The sequence below is a fragment of the Staphylococcus lugdunensis genome (assembly GCF_001558775.1).
Lineage (GTDB): Bacteria > Bacillota > Bacilli > Staphylococcales > Staphylococcaceae > Staphylococcus > Staphylococcus lugdunensis.
In genome coordinates this window covers 160,244-177,408 of record NZ_CP014022.1, presented here as the reverse complement: position 1 = coordinate 177,408, position 17,165 = coordinate 160,244, and the positions used below count along the sequence as shown (strand labels likewise).

The window sequence follows — 17,165 nt, the reverse complement described above, 5'->3', positions numbered from 1 at the left end:
AGTTATGAAAAAGATAAAATATTCTGCATTAAATTTAGTACCTATTAGAGAAGGACAAAATGAAAATGATGCGCTTGCTGATATGGTTACACTTGCACAACAACTTGAAAAATTAAATTATGAACGTTATTGGATTGCGGAGCACCATAATGCGCCAAACTTAGTAAGTTCTGCTACTGCATTGCTAATACAACATACTTTAGAACATACGTCATATATGCGTATAGGTTCAGGTGGAATTATGTTACCTAATCACGCACCACTTATTGTTGCAGAACAGTTTGGTACGTTAGCCACGCTATATCCTAATCGCATTGACTTAGGATTAGGTCGTGCACCAGGTACAGATATGATGACAGCTAGTGCATTAAGAAGAGATCAACATAATGGTGTATATCAATTTCCTGATGAGGTAGAACAATTACAAAAATATTTTGGACCAGAAAATCAACAAGACTATGTTAGAGCCTACCCCGCTGTGAATAAGCAAGTACCATTGTATATATTGGGGTCTTCAACTGATTCTGCTCATTTAGCAGCACGCAAAGGCTTACCTTATGTTTTTGCAGGTCATTTTGCACCACAACAAATGAAAGATGCCATAGACATATATAAGGAATTATTTGAACCTTCTGATGTACTTAGTGAACCTTATGTCATAGTCTGTTTAAATGCTATTATTGCTGATAGTGATGAAGAAGCTCAATACTTGTCTACAACCCAAGCTCAAGTGATGATTAGTATTACCCGTGGACGTATGCAACCAGTCCAACCGCCAACAGATAATTTACAAAGTTTGCTAACGCCTCGTGAGTACGAAATGGTTAAGCAACGTCAAAAATATTCACTTATTGGCTCAGAATTAAGTGTGAAGCAACAACTTGAAGATTTTATTCAGAAATATGGAGAAATTAATGAATTAATGGCGGTAAGTTATATTTATGATCAAGACAAACAACTTGATTCATATCGTCGTTTAAAACGAATTATTGAAGCTGACAAATGAGTAAAAGATTTATAGCAGCAAATCATTAGAAAATAGATAATTAAATAACTACGAAAGGACTATCGTTTAAAGTTAATAAGTAGAATAGTAAGTTATAAAATTGCAGTATACGAAAAATAAGCTCAAAATGAATTTGTTTAAATTCATCTTTGAGCTATATTTCTCTTCTATATGATTACTTTACCATGACACAACAAAGATTAATCTTTTTTATCTTCTTTATCTTTGTTGTCATTACCATCTGTAAATTCATTAATTTTATCTTTTGCTTTTTGTACCTGTTCATTATCACTATCTTTAAATTTGTTAGCTGCATCTTTTGCTTTATCCATGAAACCCATAAATAATATGCTCCTTTCAGATTTTAAATAATTTTAATATCTGTTATTTCGATGCTGTTATGATACATTTTCCCAGGTTAAGAACTAAATAAACATATTTTTTAGCTATTTAAATGTAAAACATGTAACCATCTAAATCGGCTTCAGTTTCAACATAATCAGCTAAGTATTTTAATGTTGTATTATCTAATACATCTCGTACCGCATCACGCATACGCAACCACAATTGTTTTTGTGCAGGTGGCTCGGATTCGATACTTTCAACAAATGTGATGGGCCCTTCAAGTAAGCGAATAATATCACCAGCAGTAATTTCTTCTGCTGGGACTCTAAGTTGATAGCCACCTTTAGCACCACGCACACTTCGAATTAAACCAGCATTTCTTAAAGGGCCTACTAATTGTTCAAGATATAAATCACTTAAACTGTTTTCAGCAGCGATTGATTTCAATGATACACAGCCTTGCCCTTCTTTTTTTGCAAGAGATATCATTAAAGTTAAACCGTATCTCCCTTTCGTTGATATTTTCATAACATTACCTCACTTAATTCGATATATATATTCCCATTCTATCATTTTTTAAGTTAATATAGAATTAGAAAGGATGAAAAATTGTGACTAATGAACCATTAGCTTCTCGAATGCGACCTAAAAATATAGATGAAATTATTTCTCAACAACACTTGGTTGGTCCAAGAGGTATTATACGCCGTATGGTAGAAACCAAACGTTTATCTTCGATGATTTTCTATGGACCTCCAGGTATTGGTAAAACAAGTATTGCTAAAGCTATTTCTGGTAGTACTGCATATAAATTCAGACAATTAAATGCTGTCACGAATACCAAAAAGGATATGCAGCTCGTTGTTGAAGAAGCCAAGATGTCAGGGCAAGTTATCTTATTATTAGACGAAATTCATCGATTAGATAAAGCTAAACAAGATTTCTTATTACCGCATTTAGAAAATGGCAAAATTGTACTTATTGGTGCAACAACTTCAAATCCATATCATGCGATTAATCCAGCAATACGTTCTAGAGCACAAATTTTCGAATTATATCCATTAAATGAAGAAGATATAAAAGTTGCGTTGATACGAGCAATTGAAGATGATTCTAGAGGATTGGCCTCTTATCATCCTCATATTGATGAGGATGCAATTGAATATTTTTCTACGCAAAGCCAAGGAGATGTTAGAAGTGCGTTAAATGCGTTAGAACTCGCTGTCTTAAGTGCAGATGAAGACAATGGTGAGCGCCATGTAACGCTAACCGACGCTCAAGATTGTCTCCAAAAAGGTGCGTTTGTAAGTGATAAAGACGGGGATATGCACTATGATGTTATGAGCGCGTTTCAAAAATCTATTAGAGGCAGCGATGTTAATGCAGCGTTACATTATTTGGCAAGACTTATTGCAGCTGGTGATCTTCCTACGATTGTACGTCGCTTGCTTGTAATTAGTTACGAAGATATTGGTTTAGCTTCTCCGGGTGCTGGACAACGGACATTAGCAGCAATACAAGCGGCAGAACGCTTAGGCTTTCCAGAAGCACGTATTCCGTTGAGTCAAGCTGTTATTGAACTGTGTTTATCTCCTAAGTCAAATTCAGCGATAACGGCAGTGGATAGCGCTTTAAGCGATATTAATGCTGGAAATATCGGCCAAATACCTGATTACTTAAAGGATGGACATTATTCTGGTGCCAAAAAATTAGGCAGAGCAATTGGCTATAAATATCCCCATAATTATGACAATGGTTATGTTGCTCAACAATATTTACCCGATAAATTAAAAAACAGAGAGTATTATACCCCTAAAACAACTTCAAAAACTGAACAACAGTTTAAGGCTGTTTACGATAATTTAAAACAACAAAAATGATGGCGTTAATTCACTACGCCATCATTTTTGTTTAATGTTTATTATTGCTTTGTGTACCTTTGTCCTTAATTCTTGTGATAGGAACATCTTTTAAAATATCATTGACTACATAACTTGCACAAATTAGACCAACGACACTTGGTACAAAAGCATTTGAAGATGGTGGCATTTGACCTTTGCGGTTAATTGCATTCGCATCACCTACTGTTGCTTTTACATCTTCACGGATGACAATTGGACTTTCATCCGAGAAAACAACAGGAATGCCTTTTTTAATACCTAGCCTTCTAAGTTTATTTCTAATAATTTTAGCCATTGGATCCATGTATGTCTTAGATATATCTTCAATTTTAAAGCGCGTTGGATCTGTTTTATTTGCAGCTCCCATACTCGATATGACTTTGATTCCTCTCTCAAAGCACTCTCTCATTAAATGAACTTTATAAATAATTGTATCACTAGCATCGATAAAATAATCTATTTCATAGTTGTTAAATAAATCTTCATATGTTTCTTCAGTATAAAACATATGTAATGGTGTTACTTTACAGTCAGGGTTAATTAATTTAATTCTTTCTTCCATAAGCGTTACTTTGCTTTGACCTATGGTTGAAGTAAGCGCATGTATTTGTCGATTAACATTGGTTATGTCAACATCATCTTTGTCTATTAAAATAATGTGACCAATATTTGTCCTAGCTAATGCTTCGGCCGCAAATGAACCTACACCACCTATACCTAATACGACAACAGTTTTTTCTTTTAGTAAGGCTAAACCTTCTTTACCATATGCTAACTCATTTCTAGAAAATTGATGCTTCATATTTAACTCCTTATTCAAATCACTTTTAACAGTATTCTACCAAAAGCAAGACAAAATAAAATACGCAAGACAAAGTCTTGCGTACCGATAGAGTCCATAGGTGCCGTAGTTATCATAGCTTGATCATTCGGCCTGCTATATACAGGTGGGTGCCCTGTTTCTTGTTTTGCAAGTCCTCCAATTGAGGCGTGTGCGCTGCAAGAAAACCTATTAGGCTCCCTGATCAAAGAGTGTTAGGCCCAAATTAAAAAGCAAACTTACGTACACCACAGATGACTATCTTATGACTACATCATAGCACCATTATAGATAATTTGAAACTAAAACGATTCGATATGTTAAAAGTTATGCGCAATAAAGTTGTAAGATTGACATAAACATTCTTAATTAATGTCGAATTCTAAGTGATAATTCTTGTAATTGTTTATCAGACACGTCGCTAGGTGCATCGGTTAATAGACAAGTTGCTGATGCAGTTTTAGGGAATGCAATTGTATCTCTTAAGTTAGTTCGATTTGTCAATAACATAACTAATCTGTCCAAACCTAGAGCTATTCCACCATGTGGCGGTGCACCATATTTAAAGGCATCTAATAAGAAGCCGAACTGTTCTTGGGCTTGTTCTTTAGTAAATCCTAAAACTTCAAACATTTTTTCTTGTAAGTCACCATGATGAATTCTAATAGAACCACCACCTAATTCATAGCCATTTAATACAATATCATATGCATTGGCTTGCGCATTTTCAGGTTCAGAATCTAATTTTTTAATATCTTCTTCTTTTGGTGAAGTGAATGGATGGTGTGCTGCAACATATCTTTTTGCATCTTCGTCATATTCAAGTAATGGCCAATCAGTTACCCATAAGAAGTTTAGCTTTGTTTCATCAATTAAACCTAGCTCTTTTGCAAGTTTGATACGCAGTGCATCTAGGCTTTGTGCCACAACATTAGGTTTATCAGCCACAAACATAACCAAATCTCCTGGCTCTGCCCCCGTTAACTCAGTTAATGTCGCTACATTAGCATCTTCAAAGAATCGAGCAATAGGGCCACTTAACCCTTCCTCAACTACTTTGACCCAAGCTAATCCTTTAGCACCGTATATATTAACAAATTCAGTTAACCCATCCATATCTTTACGTGTATAGTTGTCGGCTGCACCTTTGGCAACAATTGCTTTGACTTGACCGTTTTGTTTAACTGTATCTTTAAATACCTTAAAGTCCATTTCTGTTCCAAGTTTCGACACATCAATTAGTTCCATATCAAAACGAGTGTCAGGCTTATCAGAACCATAACGACTCATAGCTTCGTTGTATGTCATGCGTGGGAATGGCCCTTCAACATCAATACCTTTTACGTCTTTAACAACTTTTCGTAGCATTTCTTCGCCCATAGCCATTACATCTTCTTGGTCTACAAAGCTCATCTCAATATCGACTTGAGTAAATTCAGGTTGGCGATCAGCACGTAAGTCTTCATCGCGGAAACATTTAACAATTTGATAATATTTATCAAAACCACTAATCATTAATAATTGCTTAAATAGCTGTGGAGATTGTGGTAAAGCGTAAAATTCACCTTCGTGGACACGAGAAGGAACTAAATAGTCACGGGCACCTTCAGGAGTCGATTTTGTTAAAACGGGTGTTTCAATGTCGAAAAAGCCATTATTATCAAGATAGTGACGAATTGATTGCGTAATTTGATGTCTCATTTTAAATGTTTGTGCTAATTCGGTGCGTCTTAAATCTAGGTAGCGATATTTTAAACGTATATTTTCATCTACATTTTGATTTTCTTCGTTGATTGAAAATGGTGGTGTTTCAGATTTATTAATTACTTCAATATGAGAAACTTGAACCTCAACTTGTCCTGTTTTGATTTTAGGATTTATAGTTTCTGGATCACGTTTTGTTACTTGTCCCTGTACTTCAACTACATATTCTGAACGAACAGTTTCTGCAATATTAAGTGCTTCTTGTGAGAAAGCAGGGTTAAATACGATTTGAACAATACCCTCTCTATCTCTTAAGTCAATAAAAATTAAACCACCTAAATCACGGCGATTATGCACCCATCCTTTTAACGTTATTTTTTCTCCCAATAATTCTTCTGTTACAAGGCCACAGTATGTTGTTCTCTTAGTCATGTATCATGTTCCTTTCTCTTACTTATTTAAAATAACTTAATAAATTCTCAAATTTAACAGTTTCTGAATTGCCTGATTCCATATGTTTAACTTCTACAATTTGATTATCAAGTTCTTGGTCGCCAATAACAATTGTATAAGTTGCATTCAAACGATCAGCTTGTTTCATTTGACCCTTAATTTTACGATTTAAATAATCTTTATCAGCACTTATGCCATTTTTACGACAATCATTAAGTAATTTTACTGCAAAATGATTGGCTGCTTCTCCCATCGTAACAATAAATAAATCTAATGTTTCATTTTCAACGATGTCGATATTTTCTTCTTCTAGTGCCAATAATAAGCGTTCGATACTTAGTGCAAAGCCAATACCAGTTTGATTAGGACCGTCCAATAATTGCAATAAACCGTTATAACGACCGCCACCACATAAAGTTGTTATCGCGCCGTCATAATTAGGGTTATCCATCATTAATTCAAATGCCGTGTGGGTGTAGTAATCTAAGCCCCGCACAAGGTTTGAATCTTCAACATAAGGTATGTTTAAATCATCTAAATATTGTTTGACAGCTTCATAATATGCCTTAGATTCATCATTTAAATAGTCAGTAATCTTTGGTGCAGTTTTAATGGCTTTTTTATCACGGTCTACTTTACAATCTAATATTCTCATTGGATTCGTGTGTAAACGTGATTGACAATCAGAACAAAAATCATCAATAACTGGTTCAAAGTGTTTTACTAGCGCTTCATTGTATTCTTTTCTTGATTCTGCATCACCAATGCTATTAATTACTAATTTAAGATGCTTTAAACCAAAAGATTGGTATATTTGCATTACCATTGCTAGAACTTCAGCATCAATACTTGGATCTTCAGCACCTATTGCTTCAACACCAAATTGTGTAAATTGACGATAACGCCCCTTTTGTTTACGTTCGTATCTAAACATTGGTCCGTTATAATATAACTTAACTGGTTGATTAGGCAAGCCTTGCATTTTATTTTCGATATAAGATCTTACAACTGCTGCTGTACCTTCAGGGCGCAATGTAATACTTCTATTACCTTTATCTTTAAATGTGTACATCTCTTTTTGTACTACATCAGTAGAGTCACCTACACCACGTGCAAATAAATCTGTACTTTCAAAAATAGGGGTTCTTATTTCTTGATAATTATATAATTTCATAAGTTGAGCTAATTTATTTTCAATATAGCGCCATTTAGCAGTTTCTTCTGGCAGTATATCTTGTGTACCACGAGGAATCTTAATCATATCATCACTCCTACTATTAATTTTTTCAAAAATTAAACGCCCCTTGTACAGTAAAAAACTATACAAGGGACGAATATCCGTGTTGCCACCCTAATTGATTGAAATATATCAGTTCAATCCACTCATTACGTGTAACGTACGCATGACGGCTTTACTTTCATAAAGCACCTGTTCTTGTGTTCAAAGACATTAATTACTCCGTATAATCTTACAGCCAAGGATTATATCTCTACGCAATGATTGCTACCTTTTCATTAATTCTTTCAAGAATATGACCGGTTTTGTTTATAAATTTCATATTTAATATTAACGATTTTTCGCTTAAATTGCAAGTTTATGAAGCAAAATATTGTTTTAGCCCATCGACAACACCTTCAAGTACAATATGACGATGATGTTGGTCTCTAATCATTGTTTCATCTGTAGGATTACTAATATAGCCAAGTTCTAAGAGCACTGCCGGTATTTTAGATTGTCGTAACACTTGATAATTTTCTTGTTTGGCACCTCTATTAGATAATAATGCCTTTTTTTGGATTGATGCATTCAGCGTTTCGGCTAACTTGCTTTGACTATCTTTATACCAATAAACTGTAGCGCCATTTGCCACAGAACTTTCAAGAGAATCGTTATGTATGCTCATAAATATATCACCTGATGCTTTACGGTCCTCAAGTTTTACGTATTCATCATCACTTCTGGTCATTTTAACATGTGCGCCTTCTTTTTCTAGTAAGGTCTTTAGTTCTAAGGCGCTTTTAAGTGTATAATTTTTTTCTAAGCTTTTTTTGTTTGTTCTACTTGAAGCTCCCTGATCACTACCACCATGACCAGGGTCAAGTACAATTGTTTTCCCTTTTAATGGTTCTTGACTTTGACTAACATCTTTCTTGATATTTAAGCTCGTATGCCAGCCTGCAATCCATCCTTTTTTAGTTTCTTGCCGATTCTGAACTTCAATCCATTTGCCTGTTTGATTAATCTTTGTAAAACCTTCGCCCTTATCTACCTTTTCGATAACGGGATATGCTGCGTTAGGACCGGTTCTTAATTCTGAGTTTTCAACTACAGTAATACGATCACTTTTTTGGTCGTTATGATTCAAAAATAAAAATAACAAGATTAAAAATAATATAAAGGGAATCAATGCAATCATAGTGGGCTTATTTTTTATTTTATATTTTGATAGCCAGGATTGTATTTTATTCATAAAATTTTGCCATCCTGACTTTCATATATAATTGTTACAGGTCCATCATTAATAATTTCTACTTCCATATCAGTACCAAATTCTCCAGTTTGAACATTAATACCATAATCATTTAATGCTTTATTAAATTTTTCATAAAGTTGATTTGCTTCATCCGGAGGCATCGAGTTTGAAAAGCCAGGACGATTTCCTTTTTTAACATCGGCGAATAAGGTAAATTGTGAAATCGACAAAATTTCACCTTCAACTTGTTGAAGATTTAAATTTAATTTTCCTGCATCATCTTCAAATAATCTTGCATTAACGATTTTCTTTGCCAAAGTTTCAATATCTTGTTCTGTAGATGATTTACCAAAGCCTACTAACAAACAGTAGCCTTGTTTTATAGAATGGTGAATATTATTATTTTTGACACTTGCACGTTTTACACGTTGTAACACAATTCTCATAGATATGCGCCTCCATTAATTCCATACTCTAGTTACAGTATATACATCACCAAGGGATTTGATTTTATCGACTACTCGATATACTTCGTTTACATTTTTTACCATAACGCTTAAATTAATAATGGCATTTTTATCCACATCAGAACGTCCCGCTACCTTTATCAAGCTACCATTTGTTGAATTTACGGCTTGTAGCACTTCATTTAGCAAGCCATTTCTATCATAGGCATTTACTTCTAAATCAACTTGGTAACGCTGTGTAGCATCTTTTGATTTCACCCATTCTACGTGAATCAGACGCTCATGTTCATTTTTGATGTTTGGACAGTCTGTACGGTGAACTTTGATACCGTGGCCTTTTGTGATATAACCTACAATATCATCTCCTGGGATTGGATTACAGCATTTTGATAACTTTATAAGTACATTTTCAATTCCTTCGACATAAACGCCACTATCAGTAATAATGTCTTCTTTAATTGGTAATGTCTTAGTGACTTCTTGCGCTTGATTTAATGCCTTTTGCTTATCCAAAATACGTTGTTTTTCAGTCAATTTATTGACGATTTGAAGGGCAGTCACGCCACCAAAACCCACAGCCGCATATAAATCTTCTTCATTTGCAAAATTATATTTTTCATTAACAATTGCAATATTTTTTTCTGTTAAAATATCTTCTGTTCGAAATCCTTGTTCTTTAATTTCAGCTTCTACCATAAACTTACCTTTTTCAATGTTTGAAGAGCGATCTTGTTTTTTAAAGAAACTTTTGATTTTACTTTTAGCACTTGAAGATTTAACGATTTTAAGCCAATCACGACTAGGACCATATGAATGTTTACTTGTTCTTATTTCAATGATATCGCCGGTTTGTATTACATAATCGATGGGAACAATTTTGCCATTGGCTTTGGCACCTATCATTTTATTTCCAACTTCACTATGAATTGCATAAGCAAAATCAATTGGTACGGCGCCATATGGCAATTCGATAACATCGCTGGCAGGTGTAAATGCATAGACTTTGTCACTTTGTAAGTCGTACTTAAGTGATTCCATAAATTCTTGTGCATCATTAGAGGTATGATCCGCTTCAGCAAGCTCTTTTAACCAATTTAATTTATTTTGAAAATCCTGTGTTTTCTCGTCAACAGTCTTTCCTTCTTTATATGCCCAGTGTGCAGCAACACCGTGTTCTGCAATTTCATGCATTTCATAGGTTCGAATTTGTATTTCTAATGGATCTCCGTTAGGACCAACTACAGTAGTATGTAAAGATTGATACATGTTTTGTTTAGGCATTGCAATATAGTCTTTGAAACGCCCTGGCATTGGTTTCCATAAAGTATGAACGAGACCTAGAATGGCATAGCAATCATTAATTGAATTAACAATTACACGTATTGCTAATAAATCAAAGATTTGATCAAATTGTTTTTTTTGCTTCATCATTTTACGATAAATACTATATATGTGCTTTGGTCTACCATTAATTTCGCCCTTAATTTTCATTTTTATCATTTCAGCATCAATCATATCAATAGCATTTTTAATATAAGCCTCTCGTTCACTGCGTTTCTTTTTCATGAGATTGACAATGCGGAAATACTGAACACTATCAATATATCTTAAGGACGTATCTTCAAGCTCCCATTTTATCGTATTAATCCCTAAACGATCTGCAAGAGGCGCGTAAATTTCAAGTGTTTCTTTAGATATTCTGATTTGTTTGTCTCTTGGCATCGCTTTTAATGTACGCATATTATGTAATCTGTCAGCTAATTTTACTAAAATAACTCGTACGTCTTTAGCTATGGCTATAAATAGTTTACGGTGATTTTCAGCTTGTTGTTCTTCTTTAGAACGGTATTTGACCTTTTTAAGTTTAGTTACACCATCAACAATACGTGCAATTTCTTCGTTGAACATCTCTTTGACATCATCAAACGTATAAGCGGTATCCTCTATGACATCATGTAAAAAACCAGCAACAATAGTTGGTCCATCTAGGCGCATTTCAGTTAAAATACCAGCTACTTGAATTGGGTGCATAATATATGGTAACCCATTTTTACGAAATTGCCCTTGGTGTGCTTCATATGCAAGGTGATAACTTTTCAGTACATACTGATAATCATCTGGTGATAAATATGATTTGGCTTTAAATAGAACTTCATCTGCACTATATGGATATTCGTTATTCACGATAAGCACCCCTACTTTTAAAAAATATAATATGTTGTTTCGCCCAACTGTTTCTAAATTTATGTATATACATTTCCATTCTACCAAAATTAGTAGATTGTGATAAAGTGGTTTAAATTTTTATAAATAATAGCTCTATTTTACTACATCATAAAAGATAAATAAATGGGAGTAGAGAAACAAAGTCAAATTTGTACTTTGTATTCTACTCCCATTAAAATATGGTTGAGCAAAGAATGCTCATAATAAACTTCTATGCTTATTCATCATATGAAATTAGACTCATCACGTCATAGTCTTTGATTTTCTCTATACCATTTAAATATTTTAATTCAATAATAAAAGCGATGCCAACAACAATTCCGCCTAACGCTTCGACAAGCTTTATTGCGGCTTCAATAGTTCCACCTGTAGCTAGCAAATCATCTGTAATTAGAACACGCTGTCCTGGTTTAATAGCATCTTTATGCATAGTCAATACATTTGTGCCATATTCTAAATCATATTCATAACGAATAACTTCACGTGGTAATTTACCTTCTTTTCTCACTGGTGCAAAACCTATACCCATTGAATAGGCAACAGGGCAACCAATAATAAATCCTCTTGCCTCAGGACCTACAACAATATCTACTTCTCTTTCTTTGGCATAAGTAACAATTTGGTCAGTTGCATAACCATATGCTTCTCCATTATCCATGATTGTTGTAATATCTTTAAAACTAACCCCTGCCTTAGGCCAATCTTGTACTTCTGATACATATTGCTTTAAATCCATCTTTGTTTCCTCCTAATAGTTAACCCATTTGCTCGATAATCCAATGTTTCAAATGCTGAAAATCATCATACAGCATTAATTTTTCAACTTCTATTCTTGCTTTTCTCGTTTGATAAACTTGACTTGCTTCTATATCCTGTTTATTAGGATTTTGATTTACTGATATTATACCATTGCTATCTATAATAAAGCCCAGTTCAAGAAAAACTTTTAACATAAATTTTAATGTGTTAGGCTGAATCCCCAAAAATTTCGATAATGCCATTCCATCGCTGATTAAATTTACTTTTTGTTTTGACATCAGTATTTTAAAGCAAGCTTTGAATGTTTTTTTATCAGGCATACCTTCGAAATAAATTGAATGTTGATGTTGTAAAACAACATATATTTGAGAAAATTGATGACCATTCATACTTTCTGATAAATGTGCTAATGAAAGGGGTAAATCACGTAATACGACACGACTTACATGTTCATCAATACTTTCGCCATAATGATAATAATTATGATCTAATTTTTCTTTTTGTGGATGAATTAATATGGCTAATTGCTCGTCATGAAAATCGATTGATAGCTGTTTCCGTTTACTTCTATAATCCAAAATTTGCTGTTGATTGATAGCAATATCCTGAATGATAAATTGTGGTGATTGATTGCCATTCCATTCATTGATTTGTAACTGACCTATCATGTTAATTGGTTGATTCAGCTCTAGCTCATCGACTAAACTTCCGCTATTCCAATAAAGTGTAGCCAAATTAGAGTTACCAATTGTCATTTTTAAATGATTCTTATCTTTTCCAATCACTTTCAATGAATTAACATTGACATCATCTAATTCAAATAATGGTTTATTAAAGTCGATTCCAAATGGTTTTAATCGCTCTATATCGTAAATGTTATTAACGGTAATCTCGTCTTCTGTAATTTTCACATCTATTTGTTTTTTCTGATCAAACGATGTCGTCTCAGCCAAATTTGCCATCCATGTATTTAAGCCTTCTCGCAATTCAGATATGTTTTCGATAGGCATTGTCATCCCAGCAGCCATATGATGGCCACCAAATTTAGATATTAAATTTTGATGGTCACTTAAGATTTCAAACATTGAAACTTGTTCAATGCTACGAGCTGATCCTTTTGCATAATGTTGTTCATCATCAATATTAAGAATGAGCGTTGGCAATCCATATGTTTCTACAATTCTAGACGCTACAATTCCCAACACACCTTCGTGCCAATTTTCTTTTGCTAACAGCAGAAATTGACGCCCTTTAGCCACCTCTTCTTTGGCAAGTAACAAAGCCTCTTCTGTAATTTTTGATACAATATCTTTTCGTTCGTTATTAAAATGATTAACTTGCTCTGCTAAAAATGCTGCTTCTTCAGCATCTTCTGTCATAAGTAATTCAGCAGCTAATGATGCGTCTTCTAATCGTCCAACAGCATTTAATCTCGGACCGATGATAAAGCCAATTGTTTCTTCATCAATGGGATCGTTATAGTTTGCTTCATTTAATAGTGCTGCAATTTGAATAGGCTGATAATCGTTTAATATAGATAACCCCGTTTTTACAATGGTTCTATTCTCATCTGTTAACGATACTAAATCGGCAATGGTACCTATTGAAGCAAGAGCAATATAATATGGCGGTACATTATTTTTTAGTAGCGCTTGCGAAACCTTATAAGCGACCCCTGCACCACAAAGGTTCGGACATGGATAGTCGAATTCTGGGTGCATAGGGTGAACAATCGCAAAAGCATCTGGTAAAGTGCTTCCCATTTCGTGATGATCTGTAACAATAACATCTACGCCTAATTCTTGAATCATTTCAATTTCACGATGTCCTTGAATACCATTATCAACTGTAATGATAAGTGAAACACCTTCATCATAAGCATTTTTAAACGCTAACTCATTCGGACCGTAACCTTCAGAAAAACGATTTGGAATATACCAACCTACTTCTGCTCCTAAAGATTGAAGCGTTTTTACCATAATCGTTGTTGATGTCACACCATCTGCGTCATAATCACCATAGATTAAAATGCGCTCGTGTTTATCAATTGCCAAATTAATGCGTTCTATGGCTTTGGTCATATCACTTAATAGCCATGGCTCATGCAATTGTTGTTGCCCATTCAATAATCCTTCAATATCTTTTTCATTTACGATATGTTTACTTTCTAACACTTTTTTTATAATTGGAGAAAGTTTATATTTCTTTGCTATTTGTTCATCTATATATTGAGTTGGTTCATTGTGATTCCAAGTATATTTTGATTTAATCATTAGCCTTCCTCATTTCCAAAAGCCATTATATCGAAAATCTGTTTAAATAAAAAGCTTCAACATATATTTTTTTAAGTTTTATGATGTTTGACTACAGTAAAATAAAAATCTTCTTTGTAGAAGTACTATCGATTTTTTATAAAGTTAGTAGAAAGCGTAAAGAAAATCATAATTTTGCCAAGCACTTTAAAAAATCTGTTGTTCTTAAGTAATATAGCAATAAAAAACATCATCGAACCACTAATTAGATGATTCGATGATGTTTCAGTTGATTAAACTAGAATTTTTTCGTCATTTGATTTTTTCTCTTTATAGACAACCAACTTACCTTTATCAGATTTTTTCAATTGTCGTTTTTTCATAATACCCCAAAGCGGTACAGCAATAAAGATTGAAGAGAATACACCAGAAATTAATCCTACAAGTAAAGCTAACGAGAAGTTAAAGATACTTGGTGCACCGAATAGTAATATGGCAACTACAACAACTATGACGGTAAGCACAGTATTGATTGAGCGTGTCATTGTTTGTCGAATTGATCGGTTAACGATATCATCAATTTGTTCTGGCGACGTAATTACTTTTAGCTTATGCAAGTTTTCACGTACGCGGTCAAACGTTACAATCGTATCGTTGATGGAATAACCAATGATTGTTAATACGGCAGCTATAAACGTGATATCTACTTCAATACGGAATAAACTAAAGACTGCCACAATCATAAATGCATCATGCAATAATGCGAGTACTGAGGACAATCCCATTCGCCATTCAAAACGCAATGATACATAAATGATAATACCGATTGAAGCATATATTAAAGCCTTCAAAGCATTTTTAGCTAACTCTTGACCTATGACAGGTGACACTGTATTTACAGAAGGACTATGTCCAAATTCATTTTTAAATTTATCATTTAATTTGGCAATGTCTTTTTTAGCTAAATCATGTTTAAACATAATAGTTGCTTGCTTTTTACCATCACCATTAATTTGTATTTCATCGGCTTTTAAGCCAACATCTTTCATTGTCTTCTCAACTTTAGCTTGTGATAGTGAATGATTCGATTCAACATCAACACGAGAACCACTTGAGAAGTCAATACCTAAATTCAGTTTGAAAATACTTAGAATAACAATACCAACGATTAAGATAAGAATACTCAAACCAATTAACGGTTTGGCTAGTTTTACAAAGTTCCATCTTTCGAAAGATGTTTTCAAATCGTGAACATCTTTACCTTCATTGATATCATGACGTTGTTTTTTCTTAACACCAAATAACCAGAATTTTTTCTTGAAGTAATTAGATGATACCAGTAATGATAATAGCCCTCTAGAAAGGAAGACTGCAGTTACAAAAATCATTAATATCCCTAATAACAGCATTGTCGCAAAACCTTTAACCGAACTTTCACCAAAGAAGAATAATACAGCGGCTGCAATAACTGTTGTTAAGTTTGAATCAAAAATGGTAAGGAACGAACTTCGATTTGCTTTAGTATAAGCTTGCTTAAGCGTTCGACCAATTCGCAATTCATCTTTTATTCGCTCGTACATAATGATATTGGCATCCACTGCCATACCTACGCCTAAAACAAGCGCAGCTAGACCAGGTAATGTTAATACACCAGAAATGAAATTAAATGCGACAAGTGTTAAATAAATATATGTCGTTAATGCGATAATTGCTACAAAACCTGGTAATCTATAGAAACCAACCATAAATAGATAAATAACAGCAATACCTATAAATGAGGCAAAAATAGTTTTATCTAATGCATCTTGCCCGAATTGTGCACCAACTGATGTAGATGTCAACTCGTCAAGTTTAACTGGTAATGAACCAGCATTGAGCAATTCTGAAATTTGTTTAGCTTTTTTAACCCCTTCTTGGCCATGGAAACCACCAGATATTTCAACACTATCAGAATTAATTGGTTGATTTACAGAAGCAACTGACACATATTTTCTATCATTTTCATTCTTTTTCTGAAGTTCTTTGTGATAACTATCTCCTTTTTCATAATCAAGCCATACAACCATCATATTTTCTTTTTTCTTAGAGATTTCTTCAGTTACCTTTTTAAACTTATCACGATCTTTTAATTTAAATGTAACGGTAGGTTCATTAGTTTGTTGTTTAAATTCTTGTTTTGCTGAACCTTGTACGATATCTTTTCCTGTCAGTTTAACATTATCATTCGCATCCCGAATTGTTAAATTAGCTTGGGAAGATAATACGTCACGAGCTTGGTTTTGATTTTTAACGCCTGCAAGTTGAACTCTAATTCTGTCTGGATCTTCAACTTGAATTCGTGGTTCTGATACCCCCAGCACATTGACACGATTTTCTAAAGTTTGAGCCGTTGATTGAAGCGCTTTTTTATCAATTTTATCGCCTTTTTGCAATGGCTTAACTTGATAAAGGACTTCGAAACCACCTTGTAAATCTAAACCAAGGTTAACATTTTTAATTACATTCTTATATGTAAGCCCCATTCCTGCAAAGAGGAGGACAATAAGTAATATAAATGCAACTATTCTACTACCTTTTTTCACATAAACACCTCATTATTTACTTATGTATCTAGAATAATCCAAACAAACGATAGCTCGCAAGTTAAAAATGGACCTTATAGACATATATAGACTTATATATATTAACATATTCAACTATAATGTGAAAATTTCTTCTTCATTCATAAAAAAACCAAGAAACACAAATGCTTCTTGGC

The 17,165-nt window shown here is 33.7% G+C and carries 13 protein-coding genes and 1 other RNA gene; 2 read left to right on the top strand and 12 right to left on the bottom strand.

The annotated features are described in order from the left end of the window. Positions 1–4: 4 nt before the first annotated feature. The gene (locus tag AL499_RS00845; RefSeq protein ID WP_002458940.1) at positions 5–1,006 is read left to right on the top strand and encodes an LLM class flavin-dependent oxidoreductase; all 1,002 of its coding nucleotides are present in this window, start codon (positions 5–7) and stop codon (positions 1,004–1,006) included. Positions 1,007–1,206: 200 nt separating this feature from the next. Here the strand turns inward: AL499_RS00845 and AL499_RS12425 are convergent, their stop codons facing one another. Continuing rightward, positions 1,207–1,347, bottom strand: a complete 141-nt coding sequence (locus tag AL499_RS12425) for an SAS049 family protein (protein ID WP_002458939.1) — start codon at positions 1,345–1,347, stop codon at positions 1,207–1,209. A 109-nt stretch (positions 1,348–1,456) separates the two neighbouring features. Continuing rightward, positions 1,457–1,879: a cysteine metabolism transcriptional regulator CymR gene (gene cymR / locus AL499_RS00840; RefSeq protein ID WP_002458938.1), complete on the bottom strand. Its 423-nt coding sequence runs from the start codon at positions 1,877–1,879 to the stop codon at positions 1,457–1,459. Positions 1,880–1,962: 83 nt separating this feature from the next. On the opposite strand from cymR, the gene AL499_RS00835 reads away from it, so the two are divergent. Continuing rightward, complete coding sequence (locus AL499_RS00835; protein ID WP_002492916.1) at positions 1,963–3,231, top strand: replication-associated recombination protein A; 1,269 nt, start codon at positions 1,963–1,965, stop codon at positions 3,229–3,231. 31 nt (positions 3,232–3,262) lie between these two features. Here AL499_RS00835 and AL499_RS00830 read toward each other — a convergent pair whose 3' ends face one another. The 10 genes from AL499_RS00830 to secDF all read right to left on the bottom strand — a co-directional run bounded on the left by AL499_RS00830 (position 3,263) and on the right by secDF (position 16,989). Beyond that, on the bottom strand, positions 3,263–4,054 hold the full coding sequence (locus AL499_RS00830; RefSeq protein ID WP_002458936.1) for a tRNA threonylcarbamoyladenosine dehydratase: 792 nt from the start codon (positions 4,052–4,054) through the stop codon (positions 3,263–3,265). A gap of 87 nt (positions 4,055–4,141) precedes the next feature. Beyond that, a non-coding RNA gene (gene ssrS / locus AL499_RS00825) (6S RNA) lies at positions 4,142–4,332 on the bottom strand. A 109-nt stretch (positions 4,333–4,441) separates the two neighbouring features. After that, positions 4,442–6,208 carry an aspartate--tRNA ligase gene (gene aspS / locus AL499_RS00820; RefSeq protein WP_037540787.1) on the bottom strand — a complete coding sequence of 589 codons (1,767 nt, stop codon included), beginning with the start codon at positions 6,206–6,208 and terminating at the stop codon, positions 4,442–4,444. 22 nt (positions 6,209–6,230) lie between these two features. Beyond that, positions 6,231–7,490, bottom strand: a complete 1,260-nt coding sequence (gene hisS, locus AL499_RS00815; protein ID WP_002478086.1) for a histidine--tRNA ligase — start codon at positions 7,488–7,490, stop codon at positions 6,231–6,233. Between the two features lie 334 nt (positions 7,491–7,824). Further along, positions 7,825–8,700 carry an N-acetylmuramoyl-L-alanine amidase gene (locus AL499_RS00810; RefSeq protein ID WP_002492192.1) on the bottom strand — a complete coding sequence of 292 codons (876 nt, stop codon included), beginning with the start codon at positions 8,698–8,700 and terminating at the stop codon, positions 7,825–7,827. Further along, on the bottom strand, positions 8,697–9,149 hold the full coding sequence (dtd, locus tag AL499_RS00805; RefSeq protein WP_002458932.1) for a D-aminoacyl-tRNA deacylase: 453 nt from the start codon (positions 9,147–9,149) through the stop codon (positions 8,697–8,699). Before dtd ends, AL499_RS00810 begins: the two co-directional genes overlap by 4 nt. Positions 9,150–9,164: 15 nt before the next feature. Further along, on the bottom strand, positions 9,165–11,354 hold the full coding sequence (locus AL499_RS00800; protein WP_002492194.1) for a RelA/SpoT family protein: 2,190 nt from the start codon (positions 11,352–11,354) through the stop codon (positions 9,165–9,167). A 259-nt stretch (positions 11,355–11,613) separates the two neighbouring features. Further along, the gene (locus AL499_RS00795; protein WP_002458930.1) at positions 11,614–12,132 is read right to left on the bottom strand and encodes an adenine phosphoribosyltransferase; all 519 of its coding nucleotides are present in this window, start codon (positions 12,130–12,132) and stop codon (positions 11,614–11,616) included. 19 nt (positions 12,133–12,151) lie between these two features. Further along, positions 12,152–14,428 carry a single-stranded-DNA-specific exonuclease RecJ gene (recJ, locus tag AL499_RS00790; protein ID WP_037540789.1) on the bottom strand — a complete coding sequence of 759 codons (2,277 nt, stop codon included), beginning with the start codon at positions 14,426–14,428 and terminating at the stop codon, positions 12,152–12,154. 272 nt (positions 14,429–14,700) lie between these two features. Beyond that, the gene (gene secDF / locus AL499_RS00785) at positions 14,701–16,989 is read right to left on the bottom strand and encodes a protein translocase subunit SecDF (protein WP_037540792.1); all 2,289 of its coding nucleotides are present in this window, start codon (positions 16,987–16,989) and stop codon (positions 14,701–14,703) included. Positions 16,990–17,165: the final 176 nt, after the last annotated feature.